Annotated in this window: 15 protein-coding genes; 6 read left to right on the top strand and 9 right to left on the bottom strand. The window is 35.9% G+C overall.

Translation table 11 applies throughout. From position 1 onward, the window contains the following. Nucleotides 1-13: 13 nt before the first annotated feature. Genes J4050_RS07930 through J4050_RS07920 form a run of 3 tightly spaced genes read right to left on the bottom strand, consistent with a single transcriptional unit; the run spans nt 14 to nt 2161 of the window. Nucleotides 14-361 (bottom strand): carboxymuconolactone decarboxylase family protein, encoded by a 348-nt coding sequence (locus J4050_RS07930; protein ID WP_208154039.1) that lies wholly within the window; start codon nt 359-361, stop codon nt 14-16. A 10-nt stretch (nt 362-371) separates the two neighbouring features. Beyond that, nucleotides 372-1196: a twin-arginine translocase subunit TatC gene (tatC, locus tag J4050_RS07925; protein ID WP_208154038.1), complete on the bottom strand. Its 825-nt coding sequence runs from the start codon at nt 1194-1196 to the stop codon at nt 372-374. After that, nucleotides 1196-2161 (bottom strand): KpsF/GutQ family sugar-phosphate isomerase, encoded by a 966-nt coding sequence (locus J4050_RS07920; RefSeq protein ID WP_208154037.1) that lies wholly within the window; start codon nt 2159-2161, stop codon nt 1196-1198. The genes tatC and J4050_RS07920 overlap by 1 nt, the downstream gene beginning before the upstream one ends. Nucleotides 2162-2250: 89 nt before the next feature. Between J4050_RS07920 and recQ the strand changes: the two genes are divergently transcribed. From recQ to J4050_RS07905, 3 genes are all read left to right on the top strand, one after another. Beyond that, entirely contained in the window at nt 2251-4452 is a 2202-nt protein-coding gene (gene recQ / locus J4050_RS07915) for a DNA helicase RecQ (RefSeq protein ID WP_208154036.1), read from the top strand. Between the two features lie 138 nt (nt 4453-4590). Next, on the top strand, nt 4591-5523 hold the full coding sequence (locus J4050_RS07910) for a peptidylprolyl isomerase (protein WP_208154035.1): 933 nt from the start codon (nt 4591-4593) through the stop codon (nt 5521-5523). Nucleotides 5524-5649: 126 nt separating this feature from the next. Beyond that, the gene (locus J4050_RS07905; RefSeq protein ID WP_208154034.1) at nt 5650-6360 is read left to right on the top strand and encodes a tetratricopeptide repeat protein; all 711 of its coding nucleotides are present in this window, start codon (nt 5650-5652) and stop codon (nt 6358-6360) included. On the opposite strand, the gene J4050_RS07900 is transcribed toward J4050_RS07905, so the two are convergent. From J4050_RS07900 to recF, 6 genes are all read right to left on the bottom strand, one after another. After that, the gene (locus J4050_RS07900; RefSeq protein WP_208154033.1) at nt 6347-6709 is read right to left on the bottom strand and encodes a hypothetical protein; all 363 of its coding nucleotides are present in this window, start codon (nt 6707-6709) and stop codon (nt 6347-6349) included. The two genes, J4050_RS07905 and J4050_RS07900, sit on opposite strands and share 14 nt — an antisense overlap. Continuing rightward, complete coding sequence (locus tag J4050_RS07895) at nt 6706-9123, bottom strand: penicillin acylase family protein (RefSeq protein WP_208154032.1); 2418 nt, start codon at nt 9121-9123, stop codon at nt 6706-6708. The genes J4050_RS07900 and J4050_RS07895 overlap by 4 nt, the downstream gene beginning before the upstream one ends. Nucleotides 9124-9204: 81 nt before the next feature. Then, a complete protein-coding gene (locus J4050_RS07890) occupies nt 9205-9696 on the bottom strand; it encodes a CIA30 family protein (RefSeq protein ID WP_208154031.1) in 492 nt (163 codons plus the stop codon). A gap of 105 nt (nt 9697-9801) precedes the next feature. Beyond that, nucleotides 9802-10098: a DciA family protein gene (locus J4050_RS07885; protein WP_208154030.1), complete on the bottom strand. Its 297-nt coding sequence runs from the start codon at nt 10096-10098 to the stop codon at nt 9802-9804. Between the two features lie 41 nt (nt 10099-10139). Beyond that, a complete protein-coding gene (locus J4050_RS07880; protein ID WP_208154029.1) occupies nt 10140-10559 on the bottom strand; it encodes a hypothetical protein in 420 nt (139 codons plus the stop codon). Then, entirely contained in the window at nt 10556-11635 is a 1080-nt protein-coding gene (gene recF / locus J4050_RS07875) for a DNA replication/repair protein RecF (protein ID WP_208154028.1), read from the bottom strand. The genes J4050_RS07880 and recF overlap by 4 nt, the downstream gene beginning before the upstream one ends. Before the next feature lie 138 nt (nt 11636-11773). Between recF and J4050_RS07870 the strand changes: the two genes are divergently transcribed. From J4050_RS07870 to J4050_RS07860, 3 genes are all read left to right on the top strand, one after another. Further along, the gene (locus tag J4050_RS07870) at nt 11774-12538 is read left to right on the top strand and encodes a tetratricopeptide repeat protein (protein ID WP_208154027.1); all 765 of its coding nucleotides are present in this window, start codon (nt 11774-11776) and stop codon (nt 12536-12538) included. A gap of 1 nt (nt 12539) precedes the next feature. Next, nucleotides 12540-13046, top strand: a complete 507-nt coding sequence (gene ribH / locus J4050_RS07865) for a 6,7-dimethyl-8-ribityllumazine synthase (protein WP_208154026.1) — start codon at nt 12540-12542, stop codon at nt 13044-13046. 212 nt (nt 13047-13258) lie between these two features. Next, nucleotides 13259-13486, top strand: coding sequence for a hypothetical protein (locus tag J4050_RS07860; RefSeq protein ID WP_208154025.1), 228 nt, complete (start codon nt 13259-13261; stop codon nt 13484-13486).

The raw sequence follows: 13486 nt of genomic DNA, 5'->3' as shown, positions 1-13486 counted from the left end.
TTGTTCGTTGAATTTAACCCTGGTTTTCTAAAGCCTCCCAATACTCATGAGCACGCCTTAAGTGCGGAATCACAATAGTACCACCAACTAACGTTGAAATGGCTAAAGCCTCACTTATTTCAGCTTTGGCAAGTCCTTCCTTATAACAGGTTTCAAGGTGATATTTAACACAATCATCACAACGTAACACTGTTGAGGCAACTAGACCGAGTAGCTCTTTAGTTTTTTTGTCTAAGACACCTTCTTGGAACGCATTGGTGTCTAAATTAAATATGCGTTTTACAATTTTATTATTGTCGGCTAAAATCTTATCGTTCATCTTGGAACGATAAGCATTAAACTCTTCTACACTATTTGACATATTTTAAGTCTTATTTTTTTGATTGCCTTTTGGCTTCTCGTTTAACAACAATTGCTGAAATATAAATACTCACTTGATATAACAATAAGATTGGTATAGCTACAATAATCTGACTTGTTATATCTGGTGGTGTAATAATGGCAGCTAAAATCAGTACAATGACTAAAGCGTATTTTCGGTACTTTTTCAAAATTAGTGGTGTAACCAAACCAACCTTGGTCAGAAAATAAATTATTATGGGCAACTCAAACACAAAACCAGAAGCAATAGCAGATGACCTTACAATGGCGATGACAGAGCTTACATCAAATTCGTTCAAGATTTTTTCACTAATGGTGTAATTGGCCAAAAAATTTATTGATAATGGCGTTACAACGTAATAGCCAAATAGTACACCTATAAAAAATAATAAGGATGCCACTACAATAAAGCCTCTAGAGTTTTTACGTTCTGATTCTTTTAAGCCAGGACTAATAAAACCCCACAGCTGATACAATACCCAGGGAAAACCTATAATAAAACCTGCATAAATAGAGGTCCAAATGTGAGCAGAAAACTGTCCGGCTACGGTTCTGTTCTGAATAACGAATGGGAACTTGTCGGCACAAAACGTAGTGTCTTCTATACCAAACAACTTAGAAATTTGACAAAGACCATTATAGGTGGCAAAATCCATTTCGGTAGGACCAAAAATTATAGTATCGAAAATAAATTTCTTGAAGATGAAGGCTAGAGTTGCAGCTATGAGAACACCTAGGGTAGCTCTTATCAAGTGCCATCTTAAATCTTCAAGATGGTCCAAGAATGACATCTCATCAATATTCTTTGTAGCCATTATAAGATACCTTCTTTTATTAAATCATGCAGATGAACAACTCCAGCATATGCACCATTGCTTTCTACAAGCAGCTGTGAAATTCCATACTCTTCCATGAGTTCTTTAGCATCCACAGCCATGGCATCTTCGTCAATGCGCCTCGGATTAGAGCTCATAATGTCTTTGGCGGTTAGAGAAGTAATATCATTACTTGTGCTTAGCATACGTCTTAGGTCGCCGTCTGTAATTATTCCAACGATTTTGCTATTGTCAACAACAGCTGTTACGCCTAACATTTTTTCTGTGATTTCTACAATAACCTCCTTAATGCTATTATTCAGTTGCACTTGTGGTTTCATATTTTGGGAGGATAAATCACTAACTCTTAAATAAAGCTTTTTCCCTAATGAGCCACCAGGATGGTACTTTGCAAAATCTTTACTACTAAATCCTCTTAAATCCAACAAACAAACTGCCAAAGCGTCTCCAATGACTAATTGTGCGGTTGTACTTGTTGTGGGTGCTAAATTATTAGGGCAGGCCTCTTGTTCTACATAGGCATCTAAAACATAATCTGCTTGTTGTCCTAAAAATGATTCTTTATTCCCAGTTATGGCTATCATTTTATTTTTAGCGTTCTTTATTAATGGTACCAAAACTTTAATTTCGGGAGTATTTCCGCTTTTAGAGATACAGATTACAACATCGTCATCTAAGATTAATCCCAAATCACCGTGTATGGCATCTGCAGCGTGCATAAATACAGCTGGTGTACCTGTAGAATTTAAAGTTGCGACAATTTTTGTAGCAATAATAGCACTTTTTCCAATGCCAGTGATAATAACGCGACCCTTAGAATTATATATTAATTCAACGGCCTCAGCAAAATCATCTGTCAATAATTCTGCTAAATTCTGTATAGCTTTACTTTCGGATTCTATAGTGTTCTTAGCGATTGCTAAAATGGATTGTTTTGTGTTCAAAACTTGTGGGTTAAGACGTTTTTTTGAATTAAAGAAATTAGTTATCTTTAAACTTGTTGCAAATGTATATAAAATACTAATAGGGATTAATGGGTATTGCAGAAATTGACTTACACTCCGCACTAAAAAAATACTTTGGTTTTACGGGATTTAAAGGACTTCAAGAGGAAGTTATAAAAAATGTAATTGAGGGAAATAACACTTTTGTTATTATGCCAACTGGTGGTGGTAAATCGCTGTGTTACCAGCTACCTGCCTTAATAAAGGATGGTACAGCTATTGTGGTTTCACCATTAATTGCCTTAATGAAAAACCAGGTTGATGCCATAAGAGCAGTTTCGGATCACGAAGGGGTGGCGCACGTTTTAAATTCTTCTCTCAACAAAACTGAAGTGAGACGAGTGAAGGATGATATTGTAAACGGTATTACTAAACTTCTATATGTTGCACCAGAATCGTTAACAAAAGAGGAATATGTAGAATTCCTAAGATCGGTCACTATTTCCTTTATGGCTGTTGATGAGGCGCATTGTATTAGTGAATGGGGACACGATTTTAGGCCTGAGTATCGTAATCTGAGACATATAATCAAGCGTATTGGAGATAATATACCAATCGTAGGTTTAACTGCTACGGCCACACCTAAGGTGCAAGAGGATATCCTTAAAAGTTTAGGGATGACTGATGCTGTAACTTTTAAGGCGTCTTTTAACCGTCCTAATTTATTTTATGAAGTACGTCCAAAAACAAAAAATGTTGATGCAGATATCATTAGATTTATTAAGCAGAATGAAGGTAAATCCGGTATCGTTTATTGCTTGAGTCGCAAGCGAGTGGAAGAGTTGGCACAAGTGCTTCAGGTCAACGGTATTAAAGCTGTTCCGTATCATGCGGGTTTAGATTCAAAAACTCGGGTAAAACATCAAGATATGTTTCTAATGGAAGATGTAGATGTTGTGGTCGCGACCATTGCCTTTGGAATGGGTATTGATAAACCCGATGTTCGTTTTGTAATTCATCATGATATTCCTAAAAGTATAGAAAGTTATTATCAAGAAACAGGTCGTGCTGGGCGAGATGGCGGAGAAGGACATTGTTTGGCATATTACGCTTATAAGGACATTGAAAAATTAGAGAAGTTTATGTCTGGTAAACCTGTTGCTGAACAGGAAATTGGTCATGCGTTGTTACAAGAAGTGGTTGCGTTTGCCGAGACCTCTGTGTCAAGACGAAAGTTTATCCTTCATTATTTCGGTGAAGAATTCGACAATGAAACTGGTGAGGGTGGCGATATGGATGATAACGTGAGAAACCCCAAAAAACAAGTTGAAGCTCAGGCTGATGTAAAAGTGCTCTTAGATACAGTAAAAAGTACAAACGAGAAATATAAATCTAAAGATTTAGTCCAGGTCATCGTTGGAAATTCCAATGCTTTAATTGCTTCTCACAAAACAGACACACAGCCTTTTTTCGGTATTGGAAAAGATAAAGACGCTCGTCATTGGATGGCTTTAATTCGTCAGGTTTTAGTCGCTGGACTACTTAAAAAAGATATTGAAACTTATGGGGTTTTAAGACTCACAGAAGAAGGGCATGAGTTTATTAAACATCCAAGGTCCTTTATGATGGCTGAAGATCACGTCTATGATGAAACTGCTGATGATGGTATCATAACAAACGCAAAAGGGGGCGGCGCGGTTGCTGATGAAAAGTTGATGACCATGCTAAAAGATTTAAGAAAACGAAATGCTAAGAAATTGGGTGTCCCACCATTTGTAATATTTCAAGATCCCTCGCTTGAAGACATGGCCCTTAAATATCCAATAAATTTAGAGGAGTTGTCTAATGTACACGGTGTTGGGGAGAGTAAGGCTAAAAAATACGGTAAAGATTTCGTGAATCTCATTTCAGATTATGTCGAGGAAAACGATATTGTTAGGCCAGATGATATGGTGGTTAAATCGACAGGTTCTAATTCGGCCTTAAAACTTTATATCATTCAAAATGTTGATCGAAAATTACGACTTGATGATATAGCCTCAGCAAAAGGTATGGACATGCCAGATTTTATTAAGGAAATGGAAACCATTGTTTATTCCGGTACAAAACTTAATATAGATTATTGGATTGATGAGATTTTAGATGAAGACCAACAAGAAGAAATTCATGACTATTTTATGGACTCAGAAACGGATAAAATTTCAGATGCTATTGAAGAGTTTGATGGAGATTACGAAGATGAGGAGCTACGCCTATACCGTATCAAATTTATTAGCGAAGTGGCGAATTAGGTTTAAGATAGCCTTGTTTTGATCCAAAATTTTAAATCTTAATTTTAAGATTGATAACGCTAGCATTAACAGCCGTCTTTGCCTTCCTTCTTTCAAGGTACTTTCCTATCTTTGCAGCCTTAAATAAAAAACAAAACAATGCAAGACGGTTTATACGCAAAATTTAAAACCACAAAGGGAGATATTCTAATTAATTTAGAATATGAAAAAACACCAGGGACAGTAGGTAATTTCGTGGCTTTAGCTGAAGGGAATTTAGAAAATTCAGCTAAGCCTCAAGGCACACCTTACTATGATGGTCTTAAATTCCATCGGGTCATACCAGATTTTATGATTCAAGGAGGTTGTCCTCAAGGCACAGGAACAGGAAATCCAGGATATAAATTTGATGACGAATTTCATCCAGATTTAAAACATGATGCTCCTGGAAAGTTATCTATGGCCAATGCTGGTCCCGGAACCAATGGAAGCCAATTCTTTATAACACATGTAGAAACCCCTTGGTTAGATGGAAAACACACGGTTTTTGGTCATGTAGTTGAGGGTCAGGATGTGGTTGATGCTGTTGCACAAGGTGATACTATTGGAGCAGTTGAAATCATTAGGAAAGGTGCTTCAGCAGAGTCATTTAACGCTATAGAAGCTTTTAGAACATTTGAAGGTGCTCGAGAAAAGCGCGTCGCTGCGGAGCGCGAGGCTGTAAAGGCTGAGTTAGATAAATTAGCAGCTGGGTTTGATGAAACCGCATCAGGCTTGAGATACAAAATTATCCAAAAAGGAGATGGACAAAAAGCAGAAAAGGGGAATACGGTCTCAGTACATTATAAGGGCCAATTGGCTGATGGGACTGTTTTCGACTCTTCCTATAAAAGAAATAAACCACTTGATTTTCAAGTAGGTGTTGGTCAGGTTATTCCAGGTTGGGATGAAGGTATTTGTTTGCTCAATGTTGGAGATAAAGCCAGATTGGTTATACCAAGTGATTTGGCATATGGTTCAGCTGGAGCAGGAGGAGTAATCCCACCGAATGCTACTTTGGTTTTTGATGTTGAGCTTATGGGTGTAAAATAAACATCCCTATTGGCCTTTATTGGACAAGTCAAATATGTTACTCAACGTTTACATAAGTAACAAATTTTAAAAAGAATCGTCTCACTGTTAGTGAGACTTTTTTTTAACCCATCAATTCCTTTTATTATGAAGTTGAAATTTTCATTGATTTTCATTCTAATGCTAATTAGTATTAACTGTTCTAAGTCTATAGAGTATTCTGAAGAATTTATGGGAAAAACTTCAGGGAAATATCTTTATAATGATGATAATCTAATGGAGGTCTATTATAAGGATAATGTACTGTTTTTAAATTGGAAAGGTGGAGAGGTGAAGCCCGTAGTATTGAGTGAAAATGAGTTTTTTGTCCCGGACATGTATCAAAAACTACGCTTTGTAGAACACCCCAAAACAGGTAAACGGTATATCTCTATAATTCCAGAAACTGAAGAATCCGAAATTACATACGACTACTTAAAGGTGGCTACTGATTTTAAAACACCTACTATGCATTTAAAAGGTGGTAATTATGAAGATGCTTTAGAAGGCTACTTGGCAATTAAGGAAAAAGATTCAACAAGTCCGTTTATTGATGAATGGGATATAAATAATTTAGGTTATAAATATCTTAGAGATGAAAAGTTCTCCGACGCTATTGCAGTGTTTGAGTTAAATATTAAACTTCATCCCAATAGTTATAACGTATTTGATAGTTTGGCCAATGCTTACTTAAAAAGTGGGGATAGTATTATGGCTTTTGAAAATTATAAAAAGGCCTATAAGTCCAATCAGCGCAATAAAAGGGCTTTACGGTATATTGAGACTTATGAGTCTAAAAACACTCCTACTGCTCAGTAGTATTTGAAAAGCTTTTTAACTGCTTACCAAAAACACCAGCTATTCCAGCAGCTAGACCTCCGATAACTCCTGTAACGAGCAGCAATAAATAATGATTTCCACCAAGAGACAAAAGATTAGCGACTTTTTTTGCTAGTATAAAATCATTGTCCTTACCAAGTAAAAAACTATACCCAATCCAAAATATCGCGATAGTAAAAAATGGTACAAAGAAAACGGCAGATTTTTTAAGTGGAACTACAATTGCCGTTAGTATTGCAGCAACCATTACTGACCACCATGGTAAAAAGAAAGAAAACGAAATAGCTAATAGTAAAGTGGTGAGGAAATTAATTAGATTTCTATTCATTGGTTAGAAGGTTTTATAGTTTTAGTCCCTATGATGCCCTCATTGGCTTCATTCGTTTGCAAAAAGTTTAGTTTGTGGTATTTTCCTACAGCCCAGTCATCAATGAGGTTATCGTAATATATACTTCCTGGATTTCCTGATTGACCTCCTGGATAAATACCGTAAGCTTGAGGAGGTGAGCTTAGTTCTATGACCATTCGCCAGGACGGCCCATGGTTTTTGGACATGGCATTAACAGTATTTCCGTCACCACCGATAGGTAGTTCAAATCTAGAGAAAGCAGGTAATCCTTGGAGCAAATGGCCAACAAAAGTACCTTTATACTTTTGGTAAGTATAGGCGCCATTTTCGACTTTCCATTGTATGAGTTCTTTTGCTGTTTCTTTAAAAGTCATTAAAAATAAATCTTGGGCACTTTCAGTTTCTGGTGTCTCTTTTATGTCCATGAACTCATCATTGGGCATATGGGTTAACATATAAATAGTTTGATACGCAAAGGGTCTATCCAAGGCAACATCTTCAATTTCATATTCGTCCCAGACTTTCATATATAATTTTGGCCACCATGTACTCCAAATACTTGGAGCTCGTTTTTCAATATTGCTGTAAAAATTCCAATCTTTAATCTCATTATAAATCTTAAGTTCATCTTCGGTTAAGGATGAGGTATCCATAGTTTCCAAAATATAGGGAAGCATCTCAGAAGCTTTTAAATTAAACGTGCTATTCTGAAGGCCTTTTAAATCTTCAACAGAGAATTTATCCTTTGACCTAAAGAAATTATTTATTATACGACTGCGATACGTGTCATAGCCATCGTTAAAGACATAGAAGGGATATTGCTCATCTACAGGATGCTGATTAGCTGAACTCACAAATCCACGTTTTGGGTTTTTGGTGTGTGCGTTAAATTCTTGGGGAATAAATTCTGGCCAATCATGGTCTGGATTGCTCCCATCCATTAAGAACTTGCCTTGCCCTTCCCACTTATTAGGAAATTTTCCTTGAACCCATAGAGCGATATCACCTTCTGTAGAAGCAAATACAAAATTTTGTGCTGGAGCGACATAAGGTTTAATAGCATTGAGGTAATCATTGTAATTTTTTGCTTGATTTAAATCTAAAAAGGTGCTTTGATTATTGCCGCCCTCAAGACCAATCCATTTCATGGCGTAACCAGAAAGTGCATTGTCTCCTTTAAAATTATGGTCGTAAACCACAGGGCCATGATGTGTGTATAGGACTGTATCCTTTATGGTCTTTCCATTCTTTATCTGAATATCCTCAATACGCATAGTTGTATTTTTCCAACCATCTCCATATTTATATTGCGTTCTTTTGTTGTCTTTAAATTCAATTTTATACCAGTCTAAAAGGTCTCTCGTTGCATTGGTTACTCCCCAAGCAATATGGGTGTTAAATCCTGAAATAATTCCTAAGGCTCCTGGCAGTGTAGCACCCATAGAAGAATGTTCTGGTGTGCTGAGTTGCATGACATACCAGATAGAAGGGAGGTTAAGAGTTAAATGAGGGTCGTTTGCTAGCATAGGGTTTCCTGTCGCAGATTTATCCCCAGATATCGCCCAATTATTACTACCGTTATTAGGGTTAGGTTTCGGCAGTGTTTCGGGTATTGTATCTAATGGTATTTCGCTTAAGGGTCTTGCAGTTTGCTCAGCTGTTACAAAACTCCAATCGGTATCTTTTGGTATTACTGGGTCAACGATATCGAAAAAATCTGGGTAGAGTTTATTGAATGTGTCTTCACCGAAAATTCGCAAAGCATTGGTGTATTCTAAATCGTGTTCTCTACTAGCAAGTGTTTTGGTCATGTACATGAGCAGTAGCGCTGTTTTTTTGATATTCCAAGGCTCAGGCCTATAGTCTAGTAGTTTATATTCAACCGGAAGATTTTCATCTTCTAAGGAATTAATATGGGCATTGATACCGTCGCTATACGCTTGGAGGTAAGACATAGTTTCTGAATCGCCTTTCATTTTTGCCAACGCTTGTTCTGCACCGTAAACCATACCTAATCTACGCTGTTGGCGATCGTAATTAATTGCCCCTTCACCCACAATTTCTGAGAGTCGACCAGCTGCGGCATAAGTCTGAAATTCTAATTGCCATAACCTGTGTTTTGCTGTAACATATCCTTGAGCTCGGTACAAATCTGTATTATTTTGGGCAAATATGTGTGGAATTAATAAATCATCATAATGAATGGTCACAGGTTCCACAAATCCAGAAATAGTCATTTCGCCCGAAACATTTTCTGGAGTTTCGTTTTGCCATATGCCTGTGTAAGGATTTAAAAATTTAGCAATTGGAGGGACAGAACCTAGTTTAGTATTTAAAACATAGAAAACTACAATCGTCAATACGAGAGAGAGGATAAGTTTAAGGTATTTCATTAAGGAATTATTTATGTTCTAAAAATACCAAATAAATCAAAAAGCAGAAGACGCTTTTCTAATTTTATATGAGACGAATTTTTAATCTAGTAAAATGGTGTCAATTAATAGTTCAAAGGATTCTTCCTTTTTATTTCCGATAAGAAATGCGATTTCCTCCATTTGAGCTCCATCAAAATTTGAAATATTTAAACGATAGCCTCTAAATGAGGCGTACATTTTGTCAAATGGAATTTCAACAGTTTCCCAATCGCCTGAGGTTTGAAATTCGTAGATGTAAGAATGCCTTTGATTACTCTTGTCTTTTACCCTAAATTGATATCGCTTTCCATCTCCTTTTATTTTAAGAATAAACTTTGAAAACGGTTTCGTTTTCTTAGTTTCAAAATAGTAGCGCACTGATGAAAACCCTCCGTTATTATCTAACGAGATGTCGCCATAAAATTTTCCGAATCCTTCTTTTGAGACGGTAAATTCACCGTTGGAACGTCCACCCATCACCACATCATCTAAAATTCGCCAGTTTTGGAGGTTACTGTTTTTATTGAATTTAAAAAGGGTGGCGTCTTGCATATAGAAAAGGCATGTTAAAAAGAAAAAAAGGGTTTTCATAAGTCTTATAAAGATAAGACAACCCTAGTTTGACGCCAATGATTTTACAAAACTTTAGGAAGGCGATTAGCGTAATACTAGTTTTTTAACCAATTCTTTACCAAGGGATTCATTGAGCATAGCAATGATTTTTTCTGTACCGTAACTAAGTTCTTCCCGTAATACACTAGAACTCAATTTAACATATAATGTCTCGTTCTTTAACTCAATGGCTGTAGTATAGTTGTTAACGCCGTTTCCCATAAGATTAATCCATGCATCTCGCACATCGACTTTGTCTAGGCCAGACTGTAAATTGTTGGTTTGGACAAATTCTTTAAGGATATCCTCTATTGATTGATTGTCGTTACTTCGTTTTGCCATTAATCAAGATTTAAGCCGTTTTAAGACTTTTAAGGTTTGTGTTAATCAATACTTAACTCAATGGAATTGTATCTGTTGTATAAATATAGTGCCTTATTTTCATTTAAAATCTCTAATTCTGTTTCATTAGCTCTAATAACAGTTTCTTTCCACGTATTAAAAGGGGTAGAGTAAAGGATTCTAAGACTGTCGTTCTCAACTCTAAGCTCAATAGCCTCTGCATTATCGGAAGTATAATAAGTATTGTTTATACCCGGTTTGAGCTTTTTTCTAAATCCCTTGAGACTATCATTTACACTGATGAAATCTATAGTTTCGTTAATGGTGTATTCTTTTTTAAAACCATTGGGAAATGTTACCATTTTTATTTCCCAATATCCTTCTATATGCGGAATGTAATTCTCTGGACTCTCCGAGCATGAAAAAATGATGAGAACCATTAAAAGGACTATTTTTTTCATAACCTAAAGATTTTATACGACTGGTGGATTTGTTTTATTATGGCCTCAGTGCGATCTGGGTGCGTATCACTTATAAAAATTTGACCAAAATGGTCGTTATCAACAAGACTTACAATCTGAGCGACCCTGTTTTCATCAAGTTTGTCAAAAATATCATCGAGCAACATTATAGGTGACACACCGCTTTGTTGCTTTATAAAATCGAACTGTGCCAATTTTAAGGCAATTAAAAATGATTTTTGCTGGCCTTGACTACCAAACTTTTTAATTGGATAATCCTCTATTAAAAATGATAAATCATCTTTATGGGTACCAACGCTGGTATATTGAAGAGCCTTGTCTTTGTTAATATTAGATTGTAATAAAGTATTCAATTCGCCTTCAAATAAATCGCTTTTATACGTTAGGTCAATGACTTCATTACTCTGACTTATGGCATAGTATCTCATTTTAAAAATGGGAATAAATGTAGTGAGAAAGGCATTCCGTTTTTCAAAAATTACTTTCCCATAAGTATGTAACTGTTCATTGTAAATCGCTAGAGTATCTGCATTAAATGTATTGTTTAAAGCAAAAAACTTTAAAAGTGCATTTCGCTGGCTTAATACTTTATTATAGGCTATAAGGGTATTGAGGTAGGCTTTGTCACTCTGCGAAATAACGCTGTCAATAAATTTTCGTCTTACATCACTGCCTTCAAGAATTAAGTCCCTATCGGCAGGAGAAATAATCACCAAAGGTATAAAGCCTATATGTTCGCTGAATTTCTCATAGGCTTTGCCATTGCGCTTTATAACTTTTTTTTGACCACGCTTCAGGGACACAACAATTTTCTCTTGCTTATCATGTTTTATAAAATGGCCATCAATCACAAAAAATTCCTCTCCATGCTTAATGTTTTGAAGCGCAACAGGGTTAAAATAACTTTTACCGAAGGCGAGATGATAAATAGCATCTAACGCATTTGTTTTTCCGATTCCATTAGCTCCAACAAAACAGTTGATTTTAGAATCGAAATCAAAATCCTGACTTTCAAAATTTTTATAATTGACTAAGGATAGCGTTTTTATTTGCATCTAATTAGTGCTATTTGCCCAATTTTAGTGAATTTCAAGAGGAAATATCGACTTTAAAATTCTTCAAAAATAACAAATAAATAGGCTTTTAAATCCCAATAAATATTTTATTTTTGCGCACGCACAAAAGGAGAACATATGGCAACGTATAAGAAAAGAGGCTATAAACCGAAAACCAAAAAGGAGAAGGAAGAAATAGTTGAGGAAAACTCAACTACGGCTGAGGTATTTAATACTTTAGACGAAAGCGCTTCTAAAACCGAAGAATGGGTTGTTAAAAATCAGAATTATATTTTAGGTGTTATTGGAGCCATTGCCTTGGTAGTTTTATCTTATTTAGGATACAATCGTTTTGTGGTAGAGCCACAGGCCAAAGATGCGATGAATGAGATGTATCAAGCTAAGTCTTATTTTGAAGATGCCGTTAATGGTATTTCTTCTGATTCATTGTTTACAATGGCCTTGAACGGTGGTGAGGGTAAGTACGGTATGCTAGATATTATAAGTGAGTACAGCGGCACTCCAGCGGCTAATTTGGCTAATTATTATGCAGGGATGTCTTATCTTAATTTAAAGGATTATTCTAACGCCATCACTTACTTAAGCGATTTTTCTAGTGATGATAAAATGTTAGGTCCAATTGCACTAGGTGGTATAGGAGATGCCTTTGCGCAATTAGAGCAACCTAATGACGCTCTAGACTATTACGAAAAGGCTTTTAACAAATCCAATAATAACTATACGACACCAATGTACCTTATGAAGGCAGCACAAATCGCAATTGATTTAGGTGAAAATCAAAAAGCATTGGACTATCTTAAACGTATAGAATCCGAATTTTCTAGCTCAACAGAGGCGAGCACTGTGAAAATATTAATAGGTAAAGTGGAGGCAAGTATGTAATATGGCTACTGAAAACAAAAACCTATCTAACTACGATAAAGCAACAATCCCAAATGCGAAATATTTTCGGTTTGGGATTGTTGTTTCTGAGTGGAATTCACAAATTACAGAAGGCTTATGGCAAGGCGCATTTGATGCCCTAATTGACTGTGGAGCATTAAAGGAAAATATAGTGCGCTGGAATGTTCCTGGTACTTTTGAGCTTACCTATGGCGCTGCAAGAATGAGTAAAAGCATTTATGCAGAATCTGGTATGTTAGACGCAATAATAGTTATTGGCTGTGTCATTCAAGGCGAAACCAAGCATTTTGACTTTGTTTGTGAAGGCGTTACTCATGGAGTAAAAGATTTAAACCTCAAAGGTGATATACCAGTTATTTTTTGTGTTCTTACAGATAACAACTTGCAACAATCCATAGACCGCTCTGGTGGTAAACATGGTAATAAGGGTACTGAAGCTGCTATTACTGCGATTAAAATGGCTGACCTTAGAAAGAAGACCAAATAATTTTATTGGGTATTGTGTATTGAATTGTAGTTTTTCAGTACTCGGTAGTTTTAAAGAGTAACTGTAAATAATACCATACAATTTGAAAATGTTATTTAGGCCAAACACCTAAGCTTGGCATCTTTTTTGTTGATAATTTTAAGGTATCCTTAGGTATATTTTGCTTGTATTTTAAGTACTTTTGAGGAGGTTAGAGTAGAAAAATCGATTAATTGTTTAAGCAAAGGAAGCCAAAGCGTTTTAAATATAAACCGCGTTATCAAAATGAAGGCGGCGTGCCACCTGAAGATGATTTGGAGAGCAGATGGGATGCAATTAGGGATGAGGTTAGAGGTAAGACTACCAAAAATGTTGCAAAACCTTTACCGTTAAAAACACTAATCATCTTATTAATTGCAATTATTGTTGCAATGTATATTCTAGAGGGATATATAAATTAA

Source organism: Winogradskyella pelagia, assembly GCF_017581965.1.
Taxonomy (GTDB): domain Bacteria; phylum Bacteroidota; class Bacteroidia; order Flavobacteriales; family Flavobacteriaceae; genus Winogradskyella; species Winogradskyella pelagia.
This window is presented reverse-complemented; position numbering and strand designations above follow the sequence as displayed.

What these genes read in the sequence shown, in the direction of transcription:
- J4050_RS07930 (WP_208154039.1), bottom strand. Translation starts at nt 361, where the DNA reads ATGTCAAATAGTGTAGAAGAGTTTAATGCTTATCGTTCCAAGATGAAC.
- tatC (WP_208154038.1), bottom strand. Translation starts at nt 1,196, where the DNA reads ATGGCTACAAAGAATATTGATGAGATGTCATTCTTGGACCATCTTGAA.
- recQ (WP_208154036.1), top strand. Translation starts at nt 2,251, where the DNA reads ATGGGTATTGCAGAAATTGACTTACACTCCGCACTAAAAAAATACTTT.
- J4050_RS07910 (WP_208154035.1), top strand. Translation starts at nt 4,591, where the DNA reads ATGCAAGACGGTTTATACGCAAAATTTAAAACCACAAAGGGAGATATT.
- J4050_RS07905 (WP_208154034.1), top strand. Translation starts at nt 5,650, where the DNA reads ATGAAGTTGAAATTTTCATTGATTTTCATTCTAATGCTAATTAGTATT.
- J4050_RS07900 (WP_208154033.1), bottom strand. Translation starts at nt 6,709, where the DNA reads ATGAATAGAAATCTAATTAATTTCCTCACCACTTTACTATTAGCTATT.
- J4050_RS07895 (WP_208154032.1), bottom strand. Translation starts at nt 9,123, where the DNA reads ATGAAATACCTTAAACTTATCCTCTCTCTCGTATTGACGATTGTAGTT.
- J4050_RS07890 (WP_208154031.1), bottom strand. Translation starts at nt 9,696, where the DNA reads ATGCAAGACGCCACCCTTTTTAAATTCAATAAAAACAGTAACCTCCAA.
- J4050_RS07885 (WP_208154030.1), bottom strand. Translation starts at nt 10,098, where the DNA reads ATGGCAAAACGAAGTAACGACAATCAATCAATAGAGGATATCCTTAAA.
- J4050_RS07880 (WP_208154029.1), bottom strand. Translation starts at nt 10,559, where the DNA reads ATGAAAAAAATAGTCCTTTTAATGGTTCTCATCATTTTTTCATGCTCG.
- recF (WP_208154028.1), bottom strand. Translation starts at nt 11,635, where the DNA reads ATGCAAATAAAAACGCTATCCTTAGTCAATTATAAAAATTTTGAAAGT.
- J4050_RS07870 (WP_208154027.1), top strand. Translation starts at nt 11,774, where the DNA reads ATGGCAACGTATAAGAAAAGAGGCTATAAACCGAAAACCAAAAAGGAG.
- ribH (WP_208154026.1), top strand. Translation starts at nt 12,540, where the DNA reads ATGGCTACTGAAAACAAAAACCTATCTAACTACGATAAAGCAACAATC.